The sequence below is a fragment of the Rothia similimucilaginosa genome, from assembly GCF_029850875.1.
GTDB lineage: Bacteria > Actinomycetota > Actinomycetes > Actinomycetales > Micrococcaceae > Rothia.
The window spans coordinates 47,786-69,052 of record NZ_JAOVAM010000009.1; the positions used below are offsets into that span (position 1 = coordinate 47,786).

12 protein-coding genes and 1 tRNA gene are annotated in these 21,267 nt (G+C 58.5%); 6 read left to right on the plus strand and 7 right to left on the minus strand.

Annotated features, from left to right (window positions below):
• The first annotated feature begins 121 nt into the window (after positions 1-121).
• The 4 genes from QFX05_RS07565 (at position 122) to QFX05_RS07580 (ending at position 6,234) form a co-directional block, all read left to right on the plus strand.
• Positions 122-289 carry a hypothetical protein gene (locus tag QFX05_RS07565; protein ID WP_279742120.1) on the plus strand — a complete coding sequence of 56 codons (168 nt, stop codon included), beginning with the start codon at positions 122-124 and terminating at the stop codon, positions 287-289.
• A 302-nt stretch (positions 290-591) separates the two neighbouring features.
• Positions 592-2,904 carry a non-ribosomal peptide synthetase subunit gene (locus QFX05_RS07570; RefSeq protein ID WP_279742121.1) on the plus strand — a complete coding sequence of 771 codons (2,313 nt, stop codon included), beginning with the start codon at positions 592-594 and terminating at the stop codon, positions 2,902-2,904.
• 237 nt (positions 2,905-3,141) lie between these two features.
• Entirely contained in the window at positions 3,142-5,202 is a 2,061-nt protein-coding gene (locus QFX05_RS07575) for a TPM domain-containing protein (protein WP_279742122.1), read from the plus strand.
• A 267-nt stretch (positions 5,203-5,469) separates the two neighbouring features.
• Positions 5,470-6,234: a PspA/IM30 family protein gene (locus tag QFX05_RS07580; RefSeq protein ID WP_279742123.1), complete on the plus strand. Its 765-nt coding sequence runs from the start codon at positions 5,470-5,472 to the stop codon at positions 6,232-6,234.
• 105 nt (positions 6,235-6,339) lie between these two features.
• Here the strand turns inward: QFX05_RS07580 and QFX05_RS07585 are convergent, their stop codons facing one another.
• The 5 genes from QFX05_RS07585 to QFX05_RS07605 form a co-directional block, all read right to left on the minus strand.
• Positions 6,340-8,808 carry an S-layer homology domain-containing protein gene (locus QFX05_RS07585; protein ID WP_279742124.1) on the minus strand — a complete coding sequence of 823 codons (2,469 nt, stop codon included), beginning with the start codon at positions 8,806-8,808 and terminating at the stop codon, positions 6,340-6,342.
• A gap of 333 nt (positions 8,809-9,141) precedes the next feature.
• Positions 9,142-9,474, minus strand: a complete 333-nt coding sequence (locus QFX05_RS07590; RefSeq protein WP_279742125.1) for a hypothetical protein — start codon at positions 9,472-9,474, stop codon at positions 9,142-9,144.
• Positions 9,475-9,958: 484 nt separating this feature from the next.
• Positions 9,959-10,032, minus strand: a tRNA-Met gene (locus tag QFX05_RS07595).
• A 249-nt stretch (positions 10,033-10,281) separates the two neighbouring features.
• On the minus strand, positions 10,282-13,401 hold the full coding sequence (locus QFX05_RS07600) for a UPF0182 family membrane protein (protein ID WP_279742126.1): 3,120 nt from the start codon (positions 13,399-13,401) through the stop codon (positions 10,282-10,284).
• A gap of 239 nt (positions 13,402-13,640) precedes the next feature.
• Positions 13,641-14,864 (minus strand): YlbL family protein, encoded by a 1,224-nt coding sequence (locus tag QFX05_RS07605; protein WP_279742127.1) that lies wholly within the window; start codon positions 14,862-14,864, stop codon positions 13,641-13,643.
• A 298-nt stretch (positions 14,865-15,162) separates the two neighbouring features.
• Here QFX05_RS07605 and QFX05_RS07610 point away from each other — a divergent pair, with 298 nt between their 5' ends.
• On the plus strand, positions 15,163-16,626 hold the full coding sequence (locus QFX05_RS07610; protein ID WP_279742128.1) for a zinc-dependent metalloprotease: 1,464 nt from the start codon (positions 15,163-15,165) through the stop codon (positions 16,624-16,626).
• Between the two features lie 182 nt (positions 16,627-16,808).
• Here QFX05_RS07610 and QFX05_RS07615 read toward each other — a convergent pair whose 3' ends face one another.
• Together QFX05_RS07615 and QFX05_RS07620 are read right to left on the minus strand one after the other, a co-directional pair.
• Positions 16,809-17,447 carry a M48 metallopeptidase family protein gene (locus tag QFX05_RS07615; RefSeq protein WP_279742129.1) on the minus strand — a complete coding sequence of 213 codons (639 nt, stop codon included), beginning with the start codon at positions 17,445-17,447 and terminating at the stop codon, positions 16,809-16,811.
• A complete protein-coding gene (locus QFX05_RS07620) occupies positions 17,431-19,350 on the minus strand; it encodes an ATP-dependent helicase (protein ID WP_279742130.1) in 1,920 nt (639 codons plus the stop codon). Before QFX05_RS07620 ends, QFX05_RS07615 begins: the two co-directional genes overlap by 17 nt.
• Before the next feature lie 334 nt (positions 19,351-19,684).
• Here QFX05_RS07620 and QFX05_RS07625 point away from each other — a divergent pair, with 334 nt between their 5' ends.
• Positions 19,685-20,686: a phosphotransferase gene (locus QFX05_RS07625; RefSeq protein WP_279742131.1), complete on the plus strand. Its 1,002-nt coding sequence runs from the start codon at positions 19,685-19,687 to the stop codon at positions 20,684-20,686.
• Positions 20,687-21,267: the final 581 nt, after the last annotated feature.

Genomic DNA, 21,267 nt, shown 5'->3' on the forward strand with positions numbered 1-21,267 from the left:
TTAAAGCGCCCAATTTTTCTTCACGGTTTACACAGCCTGATGCTTCTTGGTACACAGCTTGGTCACAGGGTTGCTCCGTAATGTTTCAGGTGCATAGAGACGAGGACAAAGGAGGAAACCCATGATGATCGGAACCCTGATTTTTTGTGCGATCTTGGCAAGCTCCATCGGTATCGGTGCGGGTATTGTGGCCTGTTGCTCGGGAACGGTGCACCGCCGTCATCGTGCGGAAAAAACTGCCGAGTTGACGCAGCCACTGGCTACACAGGTGTTGACCACCGGTAGGTAGCGCATAGAATTTGATAGTTTCCGGGGCGGGAGATAAGAGCCCTGCACCGGAAGGGACGAGAATCCCCAGTATGTCCCGAAGGGGCGGTGTGAGGACCTGCCCGGGTACGATAGTGAGTTGAGTGATGATCGATGCGGCGTGAACCCTTGCATGAGGGCTTACGCCGCATCGTCTTTTAACCGTGGTGCGAGCGCAGGAGGCACTGGGCGAAAGCACCCGGTACCCGGGCTACTTCCCTTTTAGTATGCGGTAAGGCGACGGCGTTGCGGGCACCCAGGATTTAGCTGGGTTATGGTGAAGTTATGAGGATTATTTCTGCTGTTTTCGCTCTTGTTGGCGCGCTGCCGGTCACATCTGCGGCGGTGGCGTCTTCTGCGGACGGTACAACACGTCTGTACGCGTTGCTTATCTTTGTTCTGATCTACGCAGCGGTAGCGTTGTTCGCGTCGTTGAGCCCCTCGCGCCGTCGCGCGTGTGAGATTAGACAGCAAGTGTTGCAACAGCAACAGAACCAGTCGATGAATCAGCAGGTACCGCACCCGCAGGCACCCGATCAGCAGGGGCCTTCACAGCCTGCGCCGCAGCAGGCACAGTCTCAGCAGATTCAGGGCACGGTGAGCTACCCGATGCGCTACCAGCCGAAGCAGGCTCAGCCGGGTCATAGTGCTCAGCAGCCGGTGGCGGTGCCATCGCCTCTGGAGCCGATGCAGGTAGGTGGCGCCTCCGGTTCTTCAGCGCAGAGCCATTCAGCAGAAAGCCAGGTGCAACAGAGCACGCCCCTGAGCACCCTGGCGCAGCCTGAAGAGCGCCCGCAGCAGGAGGTTCCCCAGCAGGCGCCTGAGAGCAAGCCCTCCGATCGTTTCTCTTTGAGTACCAATCACAAGCTCATTCCCCCGCTAGAGGATGCGCAGCGCAGCCGCTACCCCATGGTGCTTTCTGTCAGTACATCAGAGGATGAAGTCTTTGCACTGCCGTCGATTAGCGGTGTACCGGAGCATCTGCTGGTGGGCGCGCAAGAGAATCATGTTCCGCTGAATCAGCGTCCGCGCTGGCAGCAGGTCGATATTCTAGAGAACTACCTCATGCGTGCGGTCATGAACCTGCAGACGCTGGAGCGTGCGCAGTTTTCTCCGCTACACAGTTTCAAAGAGACTGCCCAGGCTGACCGTACGGGGCTTGCCGCCGAGCTGGAAGAAACCATCCGGATGTCTCAGCTGAAGCTGAGCGGGGCGTTAGAGTTCTATACGTCCCTACCTCGTCTGGCGGATGCCCCGAGTTCTTACGCTTTTGCTCGTGATCATGCGCTCTCCCTGAGCGCCGCCGTCATTAGCCTGACGGAACAGTGCTTTGAGCGTACCTTCAGTTGGCGTCTGTTGGAGGATACCCTCCCGGACTCTTTGAACGACCGCCTCTACGCGGTGCGTTATCTGCGTGAGAGCGCGCAGAAGCTGGCGGCTTCTGTGGAGCTGAGCGATTTTGACCGCGCCATGCAACTTGCCGAGACCTGGAAGAAGACTGTTCGCAAGGACTCGAATCTCGATGAGGTCAAGGTCTGGAATGAGATGACGGAAGTTGCCTTTGACGTTCTACCCCACTTGCGAGAGCGGGCGTTGAAGGGCGTTCAGTCTACGTTGGAGTTTAGCGAGCTTTTCTACCGTTCCAGCGAGGACGGTACGCACCGCATGCTCCACCCAGAACAGCTGAGTGAGTTTGAGCTCAAGGGCGTACAGTCCACGCTCGAAGAGCACCTGGAAAAGGTGCGTCTTGAGCTTCAGGATGCGGAGTTCTGCGCCGCAGTTTTGAGTCTGCAGGCGCGCTCTATCATTGAGCTTATCCAGGAGCTTCTGCAGGTTGAGCAGGAAGGCGTTCTGGCGGAGGTTGTAACCGATTTGCGGGCACTTGCTCATTACTCGCCCCACCTTGCCAAGCAGCCTATCCATACGTTGATGTTCAGGCGCGAACAGTACGCCCCCGATCGGGAGGATCTGCCAACCATTGGCGAGCGCATCCGTTCTCTCTCAAGTGTCCCCGAGGTTCTGGCGTTCGTTCATTATGAGGGAACGGTGCTTCTACTGGGCGTCTCAGATCCGTATCAGGCGTTTTCCGGGGAGGGTTCCCCCGAGGGTCTGCTTTCGGAAGAGATGAAGTTATCCTCCATGCCGCTGTCTGTGTTGCGGACCCATTCGCGGCTTCTGCAGCAGGTGCTTCGCCTACAGAATCTGCGTTTAAAGCTGGCGTGGGTGAGTAGCTGTAGTGGCTACATGTCTTGGCCCCTGGTTGATCGTCATTTCGTTGGTCCCTCTGCCGCTGATGAGGATTTGAAGGAGCTGACTGAAAATATTGAGGCGCTCGCTGAGCTTCTGGACGCCCGTTCTAACTCCCAGATGTATAAGGGCCGTAGCGTGCCGACTACACCCTTTTTGTGGTCGCAGATGCGGGAACAGGCAGATTCCAGTTCTAGGTTGCTGAATTATGTGCAGTTCTTAGGCTGGATGTACGCCTTGTCTTCGCGGGTTCAGGTGGTGAACGGTGTGGTACAGAGTATCCACGATGTTAGTGCCGCGGAGGTAGTGGAGCATCTGATAAGTAATCTGGAGATTGCGCGGCGGCGCTAATTAACTGAATAGCCGGTGAGCCGGGATCTAGCGTGAGGCTAGCCCCCGGCTTTCCTGTATAAATCCTGGGAAGTCGGTAAACGGGTGGCAAATAGCGTCGCAATATTCTCGTATCTGTGCGTCTGTGTGACTAGGCCACCGCTACACTAATAATGTGACCGGCACTAAGGTGTGCGATGAACAAGCACGCCGTGAAGTGCAGGTCAGTTCGTACTTCACGATAACGGAGGAAAGACCATGACCGAGCACGCCTTTGCGCGTCAGATTCGTCCCGCACGCCCTCGCCTGCGCACTATCTTGGGTGCCACCGTGCTGGCGGCTGGTCTTTCTTGTGCCCCGGTGGTTCTGCCGGCTGGTTCTGCATTTTTGAGCACGTCGGCGTTGGCTGTTGCCCCGATGCAGATTACGGGCACCACCGTATACGATTCCACGAACTCTTTGGGTGATACCGCTACCCTAAAGTCTAAGATTTCGGCTCTGTCGAAGAAGCACAACGTGGATTTGCACGTGGTGGTTATCGATAAGTTTGAGAACCCGTCTACTTCTTCAAGCTGGACGAAGGCGCTTGCTACGAAGAACAATTGGGGTTCTGCCGATGTGGTGTTGGTGATTGCTACCGAGTCTCGCCAGGCGTATTTCTTGGCGGGTAGCGCCAAGACTCTTTCGAGCGACCAGCAGACGAAGGTGTATCAGAACTACATCAAGCCGAAGCTGCAGAATAGCGACTATATGGGTGCGGCACTGGCTGCGGTTGAGGGTATCGAGGCTCAGAAGGGAGGTAGCTCTTCTGGCCTGGTGACCGGCGTGCTCGGTGTGGGCGCGGCGGCAACCGTGGGTGCCGGTGGTTACGCGATGTACCGCCGCCGCAAGAAGAATAACGCGCAGCAGCAGCCTCAGCGTTCCTACGGCACGCCTCGCAACTACTCCCCCATTCCGGAGGTTCCATTGGAGGAGCTGCACACTCGTGCCGGTAGCGCCCTGCTCCAGGCTGATACGACGATGAGCCACGCGAAGCAGGAGCTTGAGTTCGCGCGCGCCCAGTACAACGATCAGCAGGTCACCGAGTTCGCTCAGGAGATTGCGCGTGCTGAGGATCTGATGAGTAGGTCCTTCCAGCGTCAGCAGCTTCTAACCGATAACATCCCGGATACTGACGCTGAGCAGCGTGCTTGGTTGACTGAGATTATTGATAACTCTCAGGAAGTCACCCGCATTGCTCAGGAGCAGGACGCTAAGCTGGCTCAGTTGCGCAACCTGGAGCAGGAGGCACCTGCGGCTATTGAGGCTCTGGCTCAGCGCCTACCGCAGCTGCGTGCCTCGGTGGAAGAGATTGCCGCTCAGTACCGCGCGCTGAAGGAACGTTACCTGCCCAGCGCCCTGGAGCCCATTTCCAAGACTCCTACCCTGTTGGAGTCGAATATGGTGCTGTGCGCTGCGGAGGTTGAGAAGGCTAAGGCGACCGTTGCTACGGCTCGTTCGGAGGCGGTTGCTCATCTGCGCACCGCCGAGGAAGCAGCCTCGCAGATTCAGGCGCTGGGTGCGGCCGTGAATACCCGTTCGCATGAGCTAGAGCAGGCTCAGCTGGGTCTGAGCACCGACCTGCTGAGCATTCAGCGTGACGTGGCTGAGGCGAAGAGCCTCGCGGCTTCTCAGCGTCGCGATGATTTGGGTGCGGTCGCCGCCGGTATGGAGGCGGTACTCAACCAGGTCACCCAGAGCGCTTCGACTCGCCCGAATGACCCACTAACTCTGGTGAACCAGTTACATCAGCTCTCCGCTGAGCTGGATAAGGCAATGACGAATATGCGTGCTACCCGCGAGCGTTCTCGTGCGGCATCGCAGAACCTGGATCGTACAATGCGTTCTGCCTACGCTGCTGTGAACGGTGCGCGTAGCTACATCAATAACCGCCGTGCTGCGGTGGGCCCGATGACTCTGACTGCTGTTTCTGAGGCGGAGCGTCACCTGGATCAGGCTCAGCGCTTGGCTTCTTCGGATCCGCTGAACGCTATGAAGGAAGCCAATATGGCCATCCAGAAGGCAACCGATGCACAGAACCGCGCTCAGAGCGAGGTCGGCAACTACTACAACAACCATGACCGCGGCGGTGGCTTCGGCGGTGACCTTGCGAAGGGTCTGCTGCTGGGCGCTCTGATGACCGCGATAAACTCCGGCACCAGTAGCTGGGGTAGCAACGGTGGCCACAGCAGTGACGGTAGTAGCAGCGGAAGCTGGGGCGGTGGCTTCAGTGGAGGCGGCGATTGGGGCAGCGGCGGCGGTGACGGCGGTAGCTTCTAACCGCCTCCATGCTAACGATCCTGCCGGTCGGTTTCTGCAGATTTTTTCTATACCCTGACTGGCGAGGGTACGTAGCTTACCTCACCGGTTTCTTCCCCAGCCGGAAAACACCTAAGGTAATTTACTAGAAGTTTAGGTAACAGAAATCAGGCGTGCATCATGTTCACAGCATGCACCCAGAAATCTGCCACATAATTAGCTATACGGGCACGGCTCACGAGGAGCGTAGTGCTCCCCCCGCAGCCCGTGAACAGAAAGTAGGAGATTATGGCTAAGCAGACCATCTTCGGCCGTATTGCACAGCTCGCTAAGGCAAACATCAACTCTCTGATTGATGCAGCTGAGGACCCGGAGAAGATGCTGGACCAGATGGTTCGTGACTACACCAACAACATCCGCGAGGCGGAGGCTGCAGTAGCACAGACCATCGGCAACCTGCGTCTGCTCGAGAAGGATCACGCAGAGGACGTCAAGGCCGCTCAGGAATGGGGCACCAAGGCTCTGGCAGCTTCTAACAAGGCTGATGAATTCCGCGCAGCTGGCGACGTTGCCAATGCTGACAAGTTCGACAACCTCGCTAAGATCGCTCTGAACAAGCAGTTGCTCGCTGAGAAGGCTGCACAGGCTGTTGAGCCCCAGCTGGCTTCCCAGACTCAGGTCGTCAACCAGCTCAAGGACGGCCTGGAGAAGATGCGCTCCAAGCTTGAAGAGGTCAAGTACAAGCGTGATGAGCTTACTGCACGTCAGAAGACTGCAGCAGCTCAGGCTCAGGTGAACGACGCTCTGAAGGCATTCGATGTCCTGGACCCGACCAGCGAGATGAGCCGCTTCGAAGAGAAGGTTCGCCGCGAAGAGGCACGCGTCATCGGTCAGCAGGAACTGGCAGCTTCCTCCCTGGACGCACAGTTCAACACCCTGGACCAGATGGAGCGCGAGACCGAGCTGGACGCTCGCCTGGCCGCTCTGAAGGCTAAGAACGCTCCAGCAGCTCCGGCTCCCCTGGCTGTGGAATCCCCCACCCAGACTCTCTAAGCCTGGTCTAGCGCATAGCTTCTTAGGCTAAACCTATAAAGATCCGCCCCGCTCCTGAACTCATCAGGAACGGGGCGGATCTTTATGCGTTAAGGGGTGCGAGCTTTAGTTCGCGTAGATGTACAGGTAGCCTGCCATAGCGTCACGGGTGACCGCAGCATTAGAGGTGGAACCGGTACCGATACCGTTGGAGGCAGCCCACGCCAGAGCCTGGGAGGCATAGCCGCCCTGGTCCTGTGCCGGGGAACCAGCTGCACGGTACATGAACTCAGCCATGGTGGACTCGGTGACGGCCTCCAGGGGGCGGAAGTCGCTACCGCTGATGCCCTGCTGGCTCAGCCAGAAAATCTCCTTGTATGCGGGGTGGTTGACCGGGACGTCGCTGAACGGCGAAACAGCCGGTACGTTCACTGCGGGGCGACCAGCCACGCGGTACAGGTAGGTTGCCAGCTGTGCACGGTTGACCGATGCGTTCGGGCGGAAGGTACCGTCCGCGAAGCCGATCATGATGCGGTGATCAGAGTGCCAGCTAATCTCGTTGTAGTTCGGGTTCGAATCGGACAGGTCGCTGTAGCCCAGTGCGGGGGTCTTACCCGCGAAGTCCAGGGAGGACGCTAGGATGTGCGGCAGATCGTAGTCGTGGTGGCTGAAGCCGTCAATCAGCTTCACACGGGCGTCGGAGAAGCCTGCGCCAAGGTATGCGTTGTAGCCGGACTCGACTGCGCCTCGTGCGCTCCAGGTGACGGGGTTGGTGTTACCGGAGGTGTCGTTCGCGCCAACCCACCAGTACATGGGCAGACCCTTGGTGGTTGCGTCAGCGTCGATGGAGCCGTCCGAGTCTCCACCTGCGACCATGATGGAGCCGCCACCGTTACGCCATGTGGTGTTGTGGTCGGTCAGCTCATAGGTGATGAACTCAGCGCCACCAGAATAGCCCATGGTCCACACCTGGGAAGCGTCCAGGTTGTTCTGGCTGATGAAGGACTTCGCGAAGGATCGGAAGAACTCACCGTTGGTGTTCATGTCTTCCCACCAGGTGATGCCGTCGCCGGATGCATTGGTGTCCGGGGAGATGACCGGCACGAAGACCATGTTGCGGGTGTTAGCGATCTTGCCCATTGCCGCGAGCATGCCCTCGTCGGGGGTGTAGACCTTGGACTCGTTACGCTGCCAGTAGTCACCGTCGAAGTAGAAGACCACGCCAACAGGCTTGGAGTAGTCTAGGTTGTTCGCGTACACGTGGTACTGGGAAGTAGTACCTGCCGGGGAGGTGTAGCTCTGGTAGGTTGCAGAGCGCATGGTGCGGGCACGCTGAGTGCTCTGTTGCTTCTGTTCGGTCTTCTGCTCGACCTTAGGGGCGGCGGTTTCCGTACCCTTGGTGAGCGAATTGCTCAGAATCTGCGAGAAGTTGTAGTCGAAGTGACCCGAGCCGTTCAAAACGGTCGCGGAAACGTTGGTGTAGCCGGCGTTGCGGTAGGCGTTGTAGCCGCCCTTAACCGCGCCTCGTGCGCTCCAAGTCTGCGGGTAGGTCTCGCCGGTACCGTCATTCGCATTGGCGTACCAGTACATGGGCTGGGACTTCAGCGCATCCGAGGGGGTGCCCTCGTCCAGGCCGCCGCCAGCGACCATGATGGAGCCGCCGCTGTTACGCCAGGTCTGGGGTTTGGTGTTCAGTTCGTAGGTGATGAACTCAGCGCCGCCAGAGTAGCCCATGGTCCACACGTTGGAGGAGTCCACACCGTTAGCCGCGATGAAGGAGGATGCGAAGGCACGGAAGAACTCACCGTTACGATCCATGTCTTCCCACCAGGTCACGCCAGCATCGTAACGGTTGGTGTCCGGGGAGATGACGGGCACGAACAGCATGTTCTGTGCCGCTGCGGATGCAGCCATCTGAGCCAGCTCGCCGGAGGGGTCGTAGACCTTGGACTGATCGTTGCGCCAGTAGTCGCCGTCGAAGTAGAAGACCACGCCAACGGGCTTGGAGAAGTCCACGCCCTCAGCGTAGACGTGGTACTGCGAGGTGGTACCAGCCGGGGAAGTGTAGGACAGGAAAGTCTGGTTGGTGCGGGTTGCCGCCACACCGGATGCTTCCTGAGTAGCCTGTGCGCTCTGCGCGGGCTGAGCGGTGGGGGTTGTAGCATTCTGGGTAGCTGCGGGGGTCTGGGCAATCTGTGCCAGGGTGGGCTGAGCGGAAGGCTGAGCCGCCTGGGTAGCCTGAACAGCCTGTGCGGACTGGAAGGTAGCCGAGGGGGTCGCCTGCTGTGCTGCCTGAGTTGCCTGAGCAGTGTAGGTTTGCTGGATGGGCTGAACCGCGGTCGTTGCGGGAATCTGTTGAGTCTGCTTTGCCTGTTCTGCCTGCTGGCGGATCTGCACAGAAACCTGCGAGAGGGTGGGCTGCACAGTGGAGGTGAACAGGGGCTTGGGAGCGGTGGTTGCGGTAGCTGCGCCGGGAATGTCCTGAACAACGGGTGCGAATGCGGAAGCGGGTGCTACCAGGGTGCTACCGAGTACGGAGGGTACGGCGATAGCTGCCAGGGAGCCAGCCTTAACGGTACGGGGGCGAAGTGCCATGGGGTTGTCCTCATTGTTAATGTTTCTGGGGCGCAAAGGCCCGTAAGTGGTTGAGTGATAGATGGTCGATAGGTGAGACGTCCTATGGGCGGTCGGCCTGCGGATGTGACGCTACCCGGAACGCTTCCATCAACCAGCCCGTACGTGTTGCGGGGGTGTCTGATGTGATGGAGGGCGCGGGGCCAATCCGGAGAACTGCGCGGTGAACCGCGGTGACCATGTACTCAAAGCTACCAGGTCAAAAAGCCTTTTCCAGCGGTTTTTTGGGGCTATTTTTGGGTATCGAACAAAATTAGATCTTAACTAGAGTTTTTCTTCAACTTCTAGCCGAACTTAAGCCACCCTCAAGTAGAGGTTGAATGGGCTGTTTTTCCTTGATTTTCCGGGGTTTTTGAATGTTTCTTGAACAATTTTCAAAAACCCTATAATTAACTCGAATGTTTCACCTGTGACTACAATCACTTTCATAGTGAATTGTTGCACTCGAAGCCCATTTTTTGCCAAAAACCCCGGAATTCCGGGATAAAACGGGTGATTTCCAAGCCAGGAATATAGGCAACTTTCGCATATTCCACTTTGAGAATGCACTTTGAGGCAAAAATATCCCCTCACCACTCCCTCACTCAGGTATCCTTTTGGACCCCTTATCACGTTCTTGAGCCCCACCCCAGAACCCCCTTCAGAGCCCCTTTTTGAGGGACCCAAAAGCAGCACCTCAAGAAGGCATAACCGCTGGCCAATAACTGCCCAAAAGCAGCTCTGCCCCACCCTATGAGCACACCCGCCTAAGCCTCGATAGAGACACTGAGGAACACCTCGAAAGACACATCGGGAGACATTCAGAGGACCAGCCCAAGGTGCTTTCAAAGCAGTTCTCTAAGGAAGTTTCGAGAGGCTCGAAGATCCACGTTAAGCACCTCTGAAGGGTCAGCAGGCAAGTCCCCGCCAACTTCTCCGAAGCGCCCTCATAAAGGGCAGGTCAACCTCGACAAGGCTCAGAAGATCCCCTCCACGGATTACAGAAGGCATGAGATAAAGAGAGCCGCCCAACAGGCGACAGGCAGGCGGCAAAAGAAGATAGGCAGGCGAGAGCACAGGTTTTGGTGAATAAAAAAACTCCCGATAGCTAAAAGCTATCGGGAGTTATCCGTTGCGGGGACAGGATTTGAACCTGCGACCTCCGGGTTATGAGCCCGGCGAGCTACCGAACTGCTCCACCCCGCGGCGACTCATATAACTATACAGACCCAGAACCGGTCACGCAAGCCAAAATCATTATTTGTAACCAAGCACACAAAAACGGGGTGGAAGCCATTGCTTCCACCCCGTTCCATCAGAGACCGCTAGAGGTAGCCAGTAGGAGCCGTACCCAGTGCAGGCTCCGGTTCTAGGTCGAGGACGCTAGACCCAGAAACCCAAGCGCCTAGTGGGTGTACTCCCCCACTACCCCAGCACCTTGTACTTCACAGCACCTTAACGAGAAGCCAAAGCGCTGGCGCTGGGCTTCGCGCTTGCAGGGGCGCTTGCAGAAGCCGCAGCACTTGGAGTCGTAGAGGTACTGGGAGCTGCCGATGCAGAAGCCTTAGCGGAAGCTGTACTCTGCGCCTCCTCAGCCTCCAGAGCCTTATTCACGGCTGCTTCCAGACGCTTCTGAGCCTCACCATAGGCTGCCCAGTCACCCTTCTTCATTGCCGCATCAGCATCGGTCATCGCCTTCGAGGCATCCGTCAGAGCCTGCTTCAGCTCCGAAGACTGCGAAACAGACGAAGCCCCGGTCGAAGCGCCCGAAGAACCAGAAGCCGAGGGGCTAGCCGACGATGAACCGTCCAGCTTCACACCCGAAGAGCCATCAAACACCTGGTTCAGCGCCTCCTCCAGAGTCGGTGCGAAACCGACCTTGTCGCCGAAGCTTACCAATACACGCTGCAGACGCGGGTACTTAGCGTCACCGCTCGACTGCACATACACCGGCTGAACGTACAGCATGCCACCGCCCACCGGCAAAGTCAGCATATTGCCGTTAATAACCTCAGACGAACCGCGGCGCAGAAGGTTCAACTGGTTCGACACCTCAGCATCAGAGTTAAAAATGTTCTGAGCCTGACCCGGACCGGGAACCACCGAAGAACGTGGCAGCTCCAGCAGACGCAGCTTACCGTAATCGGGGCTACGCTCGCCGTCCTTACCGGTACCAGCATCACCATTAGCGGCAAGGAAGCCGTACATCACGTTACGAGAGTTCGAATCGCTCTGCTGAGGAATGAACGTAGTCGTCAACGAGAAGTGCGCACGAGAATCCCCAGGCATCTGCAGGGACAGGTAGTAGGGCGAAATCGGCTGGTTACGATCATTGGTCGGGTCGTTCGGAATCGACCAGACATCATCACCGGCGTAGAAGCTATTGGCGTTCGTCACGTGGTACTTGTTCAGCATGGTGCGCTGAATATTGAACATGTCAGTCGGGTAACGCACGTGGCTCATCAGCGAAGCGTTCATCTCACGGTAGCTCTTCACCGTGCCAGGGAAAACACCCTGCCACGCCTTCAGCACCGGGTCCTGCTCATCCCATGCATACAGGGTCACCGAACCGTCATACGCGTCCACGGTAGCCTTCACCGAGTTACGGATGTAGTTCACCGAGTTAGAACGCTGAGTACCCGCAGCAGTTGCTGCATCTTGGGAACTACCCTGCGCGTAGGGGAACTGATCGCTCGTGGTGTAAGCATCTACTATCCACTGCACGCGGTTATTCACAATCGCCGGATACGGCTTAGAATCGACGCTCAGGTACGGCGCCACCTTACGCACACGATCGAGCGGATTGCGTTCGTACAGAATCTGCGAACCCTCACGCACCGCATCCGAAAGCAGAATGTCAGAGGACTGGAACTTAATCGCGTAGGACAGGCGAGCCAGCAGCGAATCAACGCGCGGACCACCATAACCGGCGAAAGTGTACTTCGCATCGGAGGCGTTAGTTTCCTCAGCAGAGAGCGGACGGTCCAGCTCCAGGGTATCGCCCTTACCGCCCACAATCGAATACTCTGGTGAACTCATGCCAAAGTAAATACGAGGCTCGTAGTCCTCGCTCAGAGCACCGGTCGCCTTAATGCCGGACTGCAAGAACTTCGGGTTACCCGCAGAATCCACCTGGTTACCGTACGCGGCGATCACACCGTAACCGTGGGTGTACACCACGTGGCGGTTATACCAAGAATCGCCACTCGTCTGCGCCGGGTTCAGCTCACGAGCCGCCAACACCGTATCCTGCGTGGTGTTACCCACCGAATAGCGGTCCACCGCCAGCTGCGAATCAAAACGGTAGTACGGACGGAACTGCTGCATCTGAGCAAACGCCGAGGACACAACATTCGGATCCAACAGACGAATATTCGCAATGGTCGCGCTCGAAGAGCTCAACGCACCGGCACGGGTATCAATCGTCGCGTCATACGGGGTGGCCTCAATCTTATCCAGACCGTACGCGTAACGGGTCGCATCAATATTGCGCTGAATGAACTTCGCCTGAGCACCCTGCTCATTCGGAACCACCTGGAACCGCTGAACGATCCACGGGTATAGGCCGCCAGCAACCACAGCAACAATTACCAGCATCGCGGTGCTAATCAGTGGCAAACGCCAACGATTCATCGAAGCCGCCACCACAAACATGAGCGCCACCAGCAGAGCAGAAATCGCCAAAATAGCGTTCACCGGGATTGACGAGTTCACGTCCGTGTACATTGCACCAGCCCAGCGGCCCACCTGCTGCTGAGTCGACGAATAACGATCCAGCCAGAAACTCACCGCACGAGTCAGCAAGAACGCAGCCACCACAATCGCAGCGTGACGACGGAACGCCACGGTAGTGCTCATACCGCCCGGCTGCACCTTAATACCACCGTAGAAGTAGTGCATGAACAGGCCCGCGAGCGCCGATAGCACCACAGCGGAGGTCACCAGAGTCACCACCATGCGGAAGAACGGCAACGCAAACAGGAAGAACCCGTAATCCAGGCCGAACTCGGGGTCAGTCTTACCGAAGGACTGCTGGTTGAAGAACAGCGCGACGGTGCTCCACTGAGTCATCGTCGCCGAAGCAATGAACAGACCCAGCAGTAGCGGAACCGCAATCAGCAGAACCTTACGCGCCTTATCCACGCTCTCATGATAGCGGCGCATGCTCTCTTCAGCACGCTGCTGACCAAATACGTCACGCAGCATCTGCTCGGCAGCATCCGTGCCGCTGGTCGGTACGCTCTGATTCGGGTTCGGCGTCGCCTGCGGCTTCTTCTCGGGGTCCGGAGCCACATCAGCATGACGGACCGCGTAGGACATCGAAGTCCACAGCGGCACAGAAACCACCAGGGCAGCCACAACAAATACAGCTGCCTTCAACAAAATCTGGGTAGTGAACACGGTGCTATAACCCAGCTGGTCAAACCACAGCCAGTCCGTGTACACCTGGGACGCACCCACAAACGCAGCAATGAGCACCGCCACCACAGCAATCGTTGCCTTCAGGGGGCTACGGCGCTTGGGGGCAGGATTCGTCGGCTTGGGATGCGCGGTGTTATTGGTCGATTCAGACACAATTCCTCGCTCATCATATGTTCAGAGAAAATAACTGCCTTTAAGTATCTCAGAGGTACAGCAGAAGGGCAGAAACTCGTAGAAGCTCGGGGCGAAATATGACCGGGTTAAGAGATTTTGAGGCGCGAAATAATGAGGTGAGGACAGAGAAAAGGACGCAGAACAGCCCCGGTACCGTAAAGTACCGGGGCTGACTTCTACGTTATACGGGTTAGAACCTCTCGGAGAGAAACGTTACGTTAGGAGCCGCAACGGGGCAGGGAATCATCCGGTGTACCGGACTTAATCGCCTCCACCGTCTTCACCGCCTCATCCAGGGTCGACACCGGAATCACAGTCATCGTGCCGCTCACCTGACCGGCGTGATAGTAGTTGAACAGGTCGGGGTCCTGCGCCTGCATCTTCACAATCGAATCGCAGTTCTCCTTCGGCGCCAAGAAATAACGCGCACCGTAACGGCCCGTCGCCAGGATCTTATACTTAATGCCGCCAATTGCGCCAACCTTACCGTCAGCATCAATCGTGCCAGTACCCGAAATGTAGCTACGGTATGGGTCGCCTCCGGCGTCCTCATCGGCGAGCAGAGTACCCTCACTCAGTTTATCGACCGTACCCAGCGCGAGCATCAGACCCGCGCTCGGACCGCCCACACCGTCCAGGTTGTACTGCACGTGCGCCGGCAGGTCATAGCTCTGCTTCAAGCCAGCACCCAGAATCCAGCGGCTATTGTCACTGGAACGAACCGGGGTCAGCTTAAACGTCTGCTGCGTGCCGTCACGTTCCACGGTCACGTCAATCGGCGAACCGTTCGAGGCGTTTACCGCCTTCGGAACATCGGTGAGGGTCTCAATTTGATTCTCCCCCACCTTCACGATGCGGTCATCAGCCTTCAGCGCGCTCGCGGCCGGGGAACCCTCGACCGTGGAAAGCACCTGAACCTTCTCATTCACTGCCATCTTCAGCTCGCGCATCGCCGCGACCTTCGCCTGAGTCTGCGAATCAGCCATCTGCGCGCCGGTCGCCGCCGTTGCCTGTTCATGGCTCACGTGCGGGTACAGGGCATCGGTCGGCACCACGAGACTACGGTTACCGTCAAACGCCAACCAGCTGTAGAAAGCCTCCGCGCCGGACAGCTCTGTGTACGGGCCACCCGAAACCGACACCGTGGTCATGTTCATCTTGCCAAACGTCTTATAGCTGGGAGCGCCAGAAACCTCAATGACATCCTTCTCCTGGTACGTTCCGAGCACGTCAAAGAGCGGGCCGGGGCCCTCCTTCACATAGGAACTGGGCAGAATAAAAGCACCAGCCAGCAGGGCGCACGTTGCCACAGCGCTGACCGAACGCAGGTTCACACGGCGCGGGGCAAAACGCGAAAAACGCTTAGCCGCCTTCTCATCACTCTTCACACTCGCGGAGACGGCGTTCGATTGTTGCTCAGCATCAGGGGTGGACTTAGTCATGGTTTCTACAGTACCGGATAAACCTGCTTTTCAACACGCGGGCGGTCACCGTTACCCCGCTAAAAATAGAGTAACCAGGAGGCGGTCACGCTCTGACCCGCACCACGCTTTGTCAGCACCTGACCGTGACAACGGCACGAAAAAACTCCCAAACCCTGACCCCAAAGACAAGATTGTGAGCCCTTAGCTGATTAACCCGCCTCCACAGCAATGACACGGGAAATTCTCAGCAAAAATCGGTAGGCTGGACAGCGAGCGGGCCAGCTACGCCCACCCCCGGATTACGAAAGGCTTCTACATGTCTGAGAACCCCACCGGCGGCGCCTCCAACGAGCGCGACCCCCTCGAAGAATTCATTAAGAAGATGCAGGAGCAGGGCTTCGACCCCTCCGCGGGGGCAACCGGCCAGGGCGGCAAGGGCACCTCCTCCAACGCGCAGAACCCCTTCAGCGCACTCTTCGGCGAAGGCGGTCAGAACCCCTTCGGCATCAGCATCGACCCTGAAGACCTGAAGAACATGGGCATGGGTTTCGACCCCGCAATGATGCAGAGCATGTTTGCGCAGGTGCAGGCGATGTTCTCCGGCGCGGGCGCATCCGACAGCTCCAGCGGCGTGAACTGGGACAACGTGAAGAACCAGACACGTCAGATGCTCGTCTCCATGGGTAAAGACCCCTCCGTACCCGAAAATCTCAAGCGCGCAGTAGAAGACGCGGCGAACCTCGCCGACCTCTGGCTGGATGCGGTGACCACCATTGAGCGCCACAACCACCCGGTGCAGGCATGGTCCAAGGCGGAATGGGTTGAGCATTCCTTCGACTCCTGGCGCGAAATGGTCGAGCCGGTCGCAGCCGAAGTCACCCAGTCCATGGTCATGCCCGGCGCGTCCGAAGACGTACCCGAAGAAATCTCTCAGATCCTTAACAGCGGCTTCTTGAACAACATTGGTTCCGTGATTTTTGGTGCGCAGATGGCGCAGGCACTCGCACAGCTCGCCGGTGAAGTCTACTCCTCCACCGACGTGGGCTTCCCCCTCGCGCCCGGTTCCTCCGCGCTACTACCCAACGGCTACCAGCAGCTCGCCGACAGCATCGAGGTTCCCCCACAGGAGGTCCTACTCTACCTCGCAGTGCGTGAATCTGCGCTGATTCGCCTGCACAAGGCAAACCCCTGGCTGCGTGAAGACCTGGTTCAGCTCGTGGCGCGCTACGCCCGCGGCATTCGCGTGGACATGAACCGCATGCAGGACGCCGCATCCCAGGTGGATATGAGCAACCCCGACGCCGTACAGGAAGCATTCGAAGGCGGCCTGTTCAGCCCCCAGCGCACCGAAGATCAGGAACTAGCGGTGCAACGTCTGGAGAGTCTGCTCGCGCTCATCGAAGGTTGGGTATCCGTCGTAACCGAGGACGCGACCCGCAACCTGCCCAAGGCACCGCAACTGACCGAAATTATGGCGCGCCGCCGCATCGACGGCGGCCCCAGCGAGCAGGTCTTCGAGAACCTGGTCGGCCTGGAACTGCGCCCCCGCCTAGTGCGTGAGGCACAGCAGTTCTGGCGCTGGTACGAAAACGCCCACGGCATTGAGGCGCGCGACGGCCTCTGGGACACCCCGGAGACCCTGCCCACCCCCGCCGAGCTGGAAGACTTCACCGCATACGATGCGCGCATGAACGAAATCAGCCTGGACGACGTAGACTTCGACTCGGAGCTACAGAAGCTACTGGACGGTGGCTTCGGCGACGCGCCCGAAGAAAAGTAACGCTGAGCGCAGTAACATCGCGGGAAACATCGGGATTTTGAGCCGCAAAAAGTAGAGCGGCACAAGTAGCGCGGCGAAAAGTAATTAGCTGACACCTTGAGCGGGGGTGGCTTGTGAATGTACAAGCCACCCCCGCTCAAGTGTTCGGTTGGTTTTTGCTTCGTTGATTTTCGGGAAGCGCTTTAGTCGGCGGTGTTTTCACCCTGCCCATCCCCAACGTGTTCGCCCTCAGCACGCGAGCGCCCCAGCGCGTAGCCCTCCAGGTAGGCTTGTGCCCGCAGCAGCTGCGGGTAGCGCGCCTCCAGAGTACGGAACGCCTCCGAATGATTCGGCTGCAGCAGGTGGCAGAGCTCGTGGTGAATCACCGAATCCAGCGCATACTCGGGTACGCCCTGCAGCTCCGAGGAGATGCGGATCTGCGTGTTCGCGTAGGTTGCCGAACCCCAGCGCTGACGCTGATTGCTTACCCAGCGAATCGACAGTCTCTCCAGCCTGCCCGAGGCAACCAGCTCCGGCAGATGCTTCTGCGCCAGATGCAGGGCACGGGAGCGCAGGTACTCGTCTGTGACCGTCAACTGTGTGGCACGCTCACGGCGGGCGGCACGACGCTGAATGCGCGGCAGCAGGCGGGCGATATGCTCGTCAATCTCTTCGCTCGTGCTGGCGGCGGGAATGAGCAGACGGTAGGCGGGGTTGCCGTGCTCATCCACGCCGTCGCGCTGCATACTGATGGTGCGGGTGCGGCGCGCCGAGCGGACCAGCTCAATCTGCGGGCGGTCCTCGGTGGCGGGCAGAATTTCACGCTTAAAACGCTGAGCCATATTCTCCTCTTCCCTTCGACGAACGGCGAGCCGGTGCCGAGCGAACCTGGCTATACGACGAGCCGGCGCTTTCAGCCCTGCGGCGGCGCTTCGCCGGATCAATATCGTCCAGGAAACGCGAACGCTTCCGCTGACCGCGACCACCCACGGTGCGAGTCATCGTCCAGGTCAGCCACAGATACTTGCGAGCACGCGTAATGCCCACATACAGCAGGCGGCGCTCCTCATCCACCTCATCCGGGGTGGTTGCAAAAGTGATCGGCATGAGGCCCTCGTTCAGGCCACATAGGAACACGGCATCCCATTCCAGGCCCTTAGCCGCGTGCAGAGAGGCGAGGGTTACGCCATTGACCTGCGGTGCATCATTGAATTCGCTGCGATGGTTCAGAGTCGCCACAACCTCGTGCATGGTCAAAGGTAGCGGCTCGGGCACACCCGGGCGCGGGTTTGCGCGATGCTCTTGAAGCTGCTCTTGGCGGTTCTGCGCCATCATGTCCACCATGTGCACGAGTGCGGCGAGGGATTCCCACTTCTGGCGGGTGGCGCCTCCCGAAAGGGGGGCTTCCTCCTTATAGCCGATGCCGCCGAGCACATCGCGGGTGTAACGGGTGACGTCCTCGGTACCGTCGGTGGACTTGGCCGAACCACGCAGGGCAAGCATCGCCTGCTTGACCTCGGGGCGCTCAAAGAAACGCTCCGCGCCGCGCAGCTGGTACGGAATGTGGGCGGTAGCCAGCGCAGATTCAATCGCCGCCGACTGCGCGTTCGTGCGGAACAGCACCGCAATCTCTGAAGGCGGCACACCGTCCTTCTCAATCAGGTCGCGGATATCCTCGGCGATGCCGGCGGCCTCCTGCTCATCGTCCGCGTAGCCGAACCATTCCACGTCCACGCCGGGGCCGCGCTGAGACATCAGCTCCAGCGGCGGCGCCCACGAATGCGGGCTCGAATCCGGATGCGGTCGACGCGCCGCCAACAGACGGTTCGCCAACTCCACCACCTGCGAATGGGAACGGTAGTCGCGGGTCAGCTTCACCGTATGCGCGCCGCGGTACCGGCGCGCAAAATTCAACAGGTAACGGCTGGTCGCGCCGGTAAAAGAGTAAATCGTCTGGGAGGCATCACCCACCACGCAAATATCCTCGCGGCCGCCCAGCCACACATCCAGCAGACGTTGCTGCAGCGGGGACACGTCCTGGTACTCGTCCACCACAAAATGGCGGTACTGGTTACGGACGGTCGCAGCAAGCTTCTCGTCCTCCTCCAGCATGGCGATGGTCAGCAACAGTACGTCCTCAAAGTCGATGAGGTTACGCTCATCCTTCAAATCCTCATACGCCTGGAAAATACGCTGCATATTCTGCGGGGTAATCGCCGAGGGCAGCTGCTTCTCACTCAGACGCTGCATGATGGTGTCCGGGGTCAGCAGCTGAACCTTCGCCCACTCAATTAGCGATGCCAAATCACGCAGCAGGGAACGGTCAGTGCTGATGCGCAGACGGTTCGCCGCCTCCGTAATGAGCGTTGCCTTATTCTGCACGATAGATGGGAAGGTACCGCCCACCACCTGCGGCCAGAAGTACACCAGCTGACGCAGTGCCGCCGAGTGGAAAGTACGTGCCTGCACTCCGTGCGCACCCAGCTGGTGCAGGCGGGTACGCATCTCCTCCGCAGCACGCAGGGTAAAGGTCAGGGCGAGTACGCGCGGGCCCTGGTAGCGACCAATCGCAATACCGTAGGCTATGCGGTGCGTAATCGCGCGGGTCTTACCGGTACCGGCACCGGCGAGCACGCGCATGGGGCCGTCCAGCTCGGTGGCGACCGCACGCTGATCCGGGTCGAGCCCGGCAAGAATGTCGTCTGCGGAGATCATATGCTGAGGCTGCTGAGGTGTGGCGGTCATAATGCTCCATCAGTAAGGCGGGCGGTACGGACAGGCGGTATACGCTCTCGCGGGGCATACGGGTGCGCGAGGCGGTGATAGCCGGTCTTCCATTGTATTCTCCCAGCCTGTGTTCTCCAGACCCACCGCGGCTTCTTAACTGTTGCTTTCGTTCAGGGCGTGAGGAATCAGGGTGTGAGGAACCCGCCTTGGACCCGCACGGTTAGAAGCTCAACGAAATGCGCAGGAATACGCAGATAAGCACGTTTAGGCTTGTCCACAAGTATCTTCACCGCTTGACATAAATATCCCAAAAACTACTAAACGGTACATATTGGTTTGGTAACCTTAACCCGTGACTTTATCTCCCCTTCAGCTAGCAGCCATTGTCTCCGCCGGAGTGCCCGGGATTTACCCTGTCGGCGCCGAACCAGTCCGCGAAGACAGCGACGACTTCGACTCGGCAATCATCGCCGACTCCACCGGTCGCCGCTGGCGAGTGCGCGCTCCACGCCGCCCCGACGCCAGCATGCGTCTTGAAGCTGAACACCTCATCCTGCAGTCGTTCAGCCCCGGCCTTCGCGCCCGACTGCCCTTCGCCGTACCCACCGTCGCCAGCACCGTACCCTACGCGAGTGGCAACGTATTCGTGTACACGCACATCCCCGGCACCATCTACGACGTGGACCAGCTCGCCGAGCTGAGCCGGCGCGAAGTTGCAGCGAACCGCCCTTCCCTGGCATCCATCATCGCCAAAGACATCGCGACCCTGCACGTGATGCCCGAAGACATTATTTACGAAGCCGACCTGCCCTCCTACTCTTCGGAGCAGATCCGTCGGCGTAAGAACGCCGAGCTCGAGCGTGCGGCCGCAACCGGCAAGGTTCCCGCCGATCTGCTCGCACACTGGCGTACCGTGCTCTCCCCCGGACCCCTGTGGCAGTTCCGCCCGCGCGTGGTCCACGGTGACATGGGCGCCGAGAACCTCGTACTGCACGTCACGCCCTCGACGGCACGCATCGTAGAAGTCACCGGCTGGTCCGATGTGCACGTGGGCGACCCCGCGCAGGACTTCGCCTGGCTGTACTCCTGCCAGGACATCGACTTCACCGACGAGTTAATCGAGGTGTACCGCCAGCAGATGCCTCAGCTACCCGACGCCTACCTGGCGCAGCGCGCGAACTTCTACGCGGAGTTTGCAATCGCCCAGTGGCTCACCCATACCGTAGAGATCGGCGACCGCGACGGCGCAACCCACGCAGTGTCCATGCTCCTGGACATTCAGGACGACCTGCGAGCTTCCGGCGAACTGCTCGGTCAGGAGGAGGTCGGCCCGCTGGTCGGTCCCACCGAGTAGCTGTTAGATTGCTGCCCGCTAGGTTATTGCCCGCCAGGGTGCCACCTACCGCATAGGTTTTCGTTTCAGCCCCGCAGTACTGCACTGCGGGGCTGAAGTGTATCTATCGGGTTTATATCCTCTGACCTGTGCCTAGTGAAATCAGTTGTCCTGGGTATCTGTCAAACCGGCAGAATCATGTCTATAAGGGCTAGCGGAGGGGCTTTAGCGGGCTTTTTATCAATATTTTTTATGTGTTTCCCATCACCTTTTGACTGCCAGTTTTGCATTTTTGTACAGGAATGGCTCAGATTAAGGCTGAGACTTAAAGGTGCGGTAAAGATGCTATTCACAATATTTCCTGAGCGCAAATGCACTATAAATCCACATAAACCAACTTTTGATTTCAAGAGTCCACAGAGCCTCAATTTGACCTTGAGCTACGCTCAAAATAGTGCATTTTGGGGCAAAAACTTTCCCTATAGATTTTTTCAAAAACTCCTGGAATACTTTTGCTGTGCCGCAAGAAAACCTGCGGACACATTCCCCATAGCGCACTGACCAGTGCTGATATCGTGGCAGCGATAAAAAGGGGAGACAGA

Bases quoted from the DNA above. Each gene is read 5' to 3' on its own strand.
- QFX05_RS07565 (WP_279742120.1), top strand. From the start codon at position 122: ATGATGATCGGAACCCTGATTTTTTGTGCGATCTTGGCAAGCTCCATC.
- QFX05_RS07570 (WP_279742121.1), top strand. From the start codon at position 592: ATGAGGATTATTTCTGCTGTTTTCGCTCTTGTTGGCGCGCTGCCGGTC.
- QFX05_RS07575 (WP_279742122.1), top strand. From the start codon at position 3,142: ATGACCGAGCACGCCTTTGCGCGTCAGATTCGTCCCGCACGCCCTCGC.
- QFX05_RS07580 (WP_279742123.1), top strand. From the start codon at position 5,470: ATGGCTAAGCAGACCATCTTCGGCCGTATTGCACAGCTCGCTAAGGCA.
- QFX05_RS07585 (WP_279742124.1), bottom strand. From the start codon at position 8,808: ATGGCACTTCGCCCCCGTACCGTTAAGGCTGGCTCCCTGGCAGCTATC.
- QFX05_RS07605 (WP_279742127.1), bottom strand. From the start codon at position 14,864: ATGACTAAGTCCACCCCTGATGCTGAGCAACAATCGAACGCCGTCTCC.
- QFX05_RS07610 (WP_279742128.1), top strand. From the start codon at position 15,163: ATGTCTGAGAACCCCACCGGCGGCGCCTCCAACGAGCGCGACCCCCTC.
- QFX05_RS07615 (WP_279742129.1), bottom strand. From the start codon at position 17,447: ATGGCTCAGCGTTTTAAGCGTGAAATTCTGCCCGCCACCGAGGACCGC.
- QFX05_RS07620 (WP_279742130.1), bottom strand. From the start codon at position 19,350: ATGACCGCCACACCTCAGCAGCCTCAGCATATGATCTCCGCAGACGAC.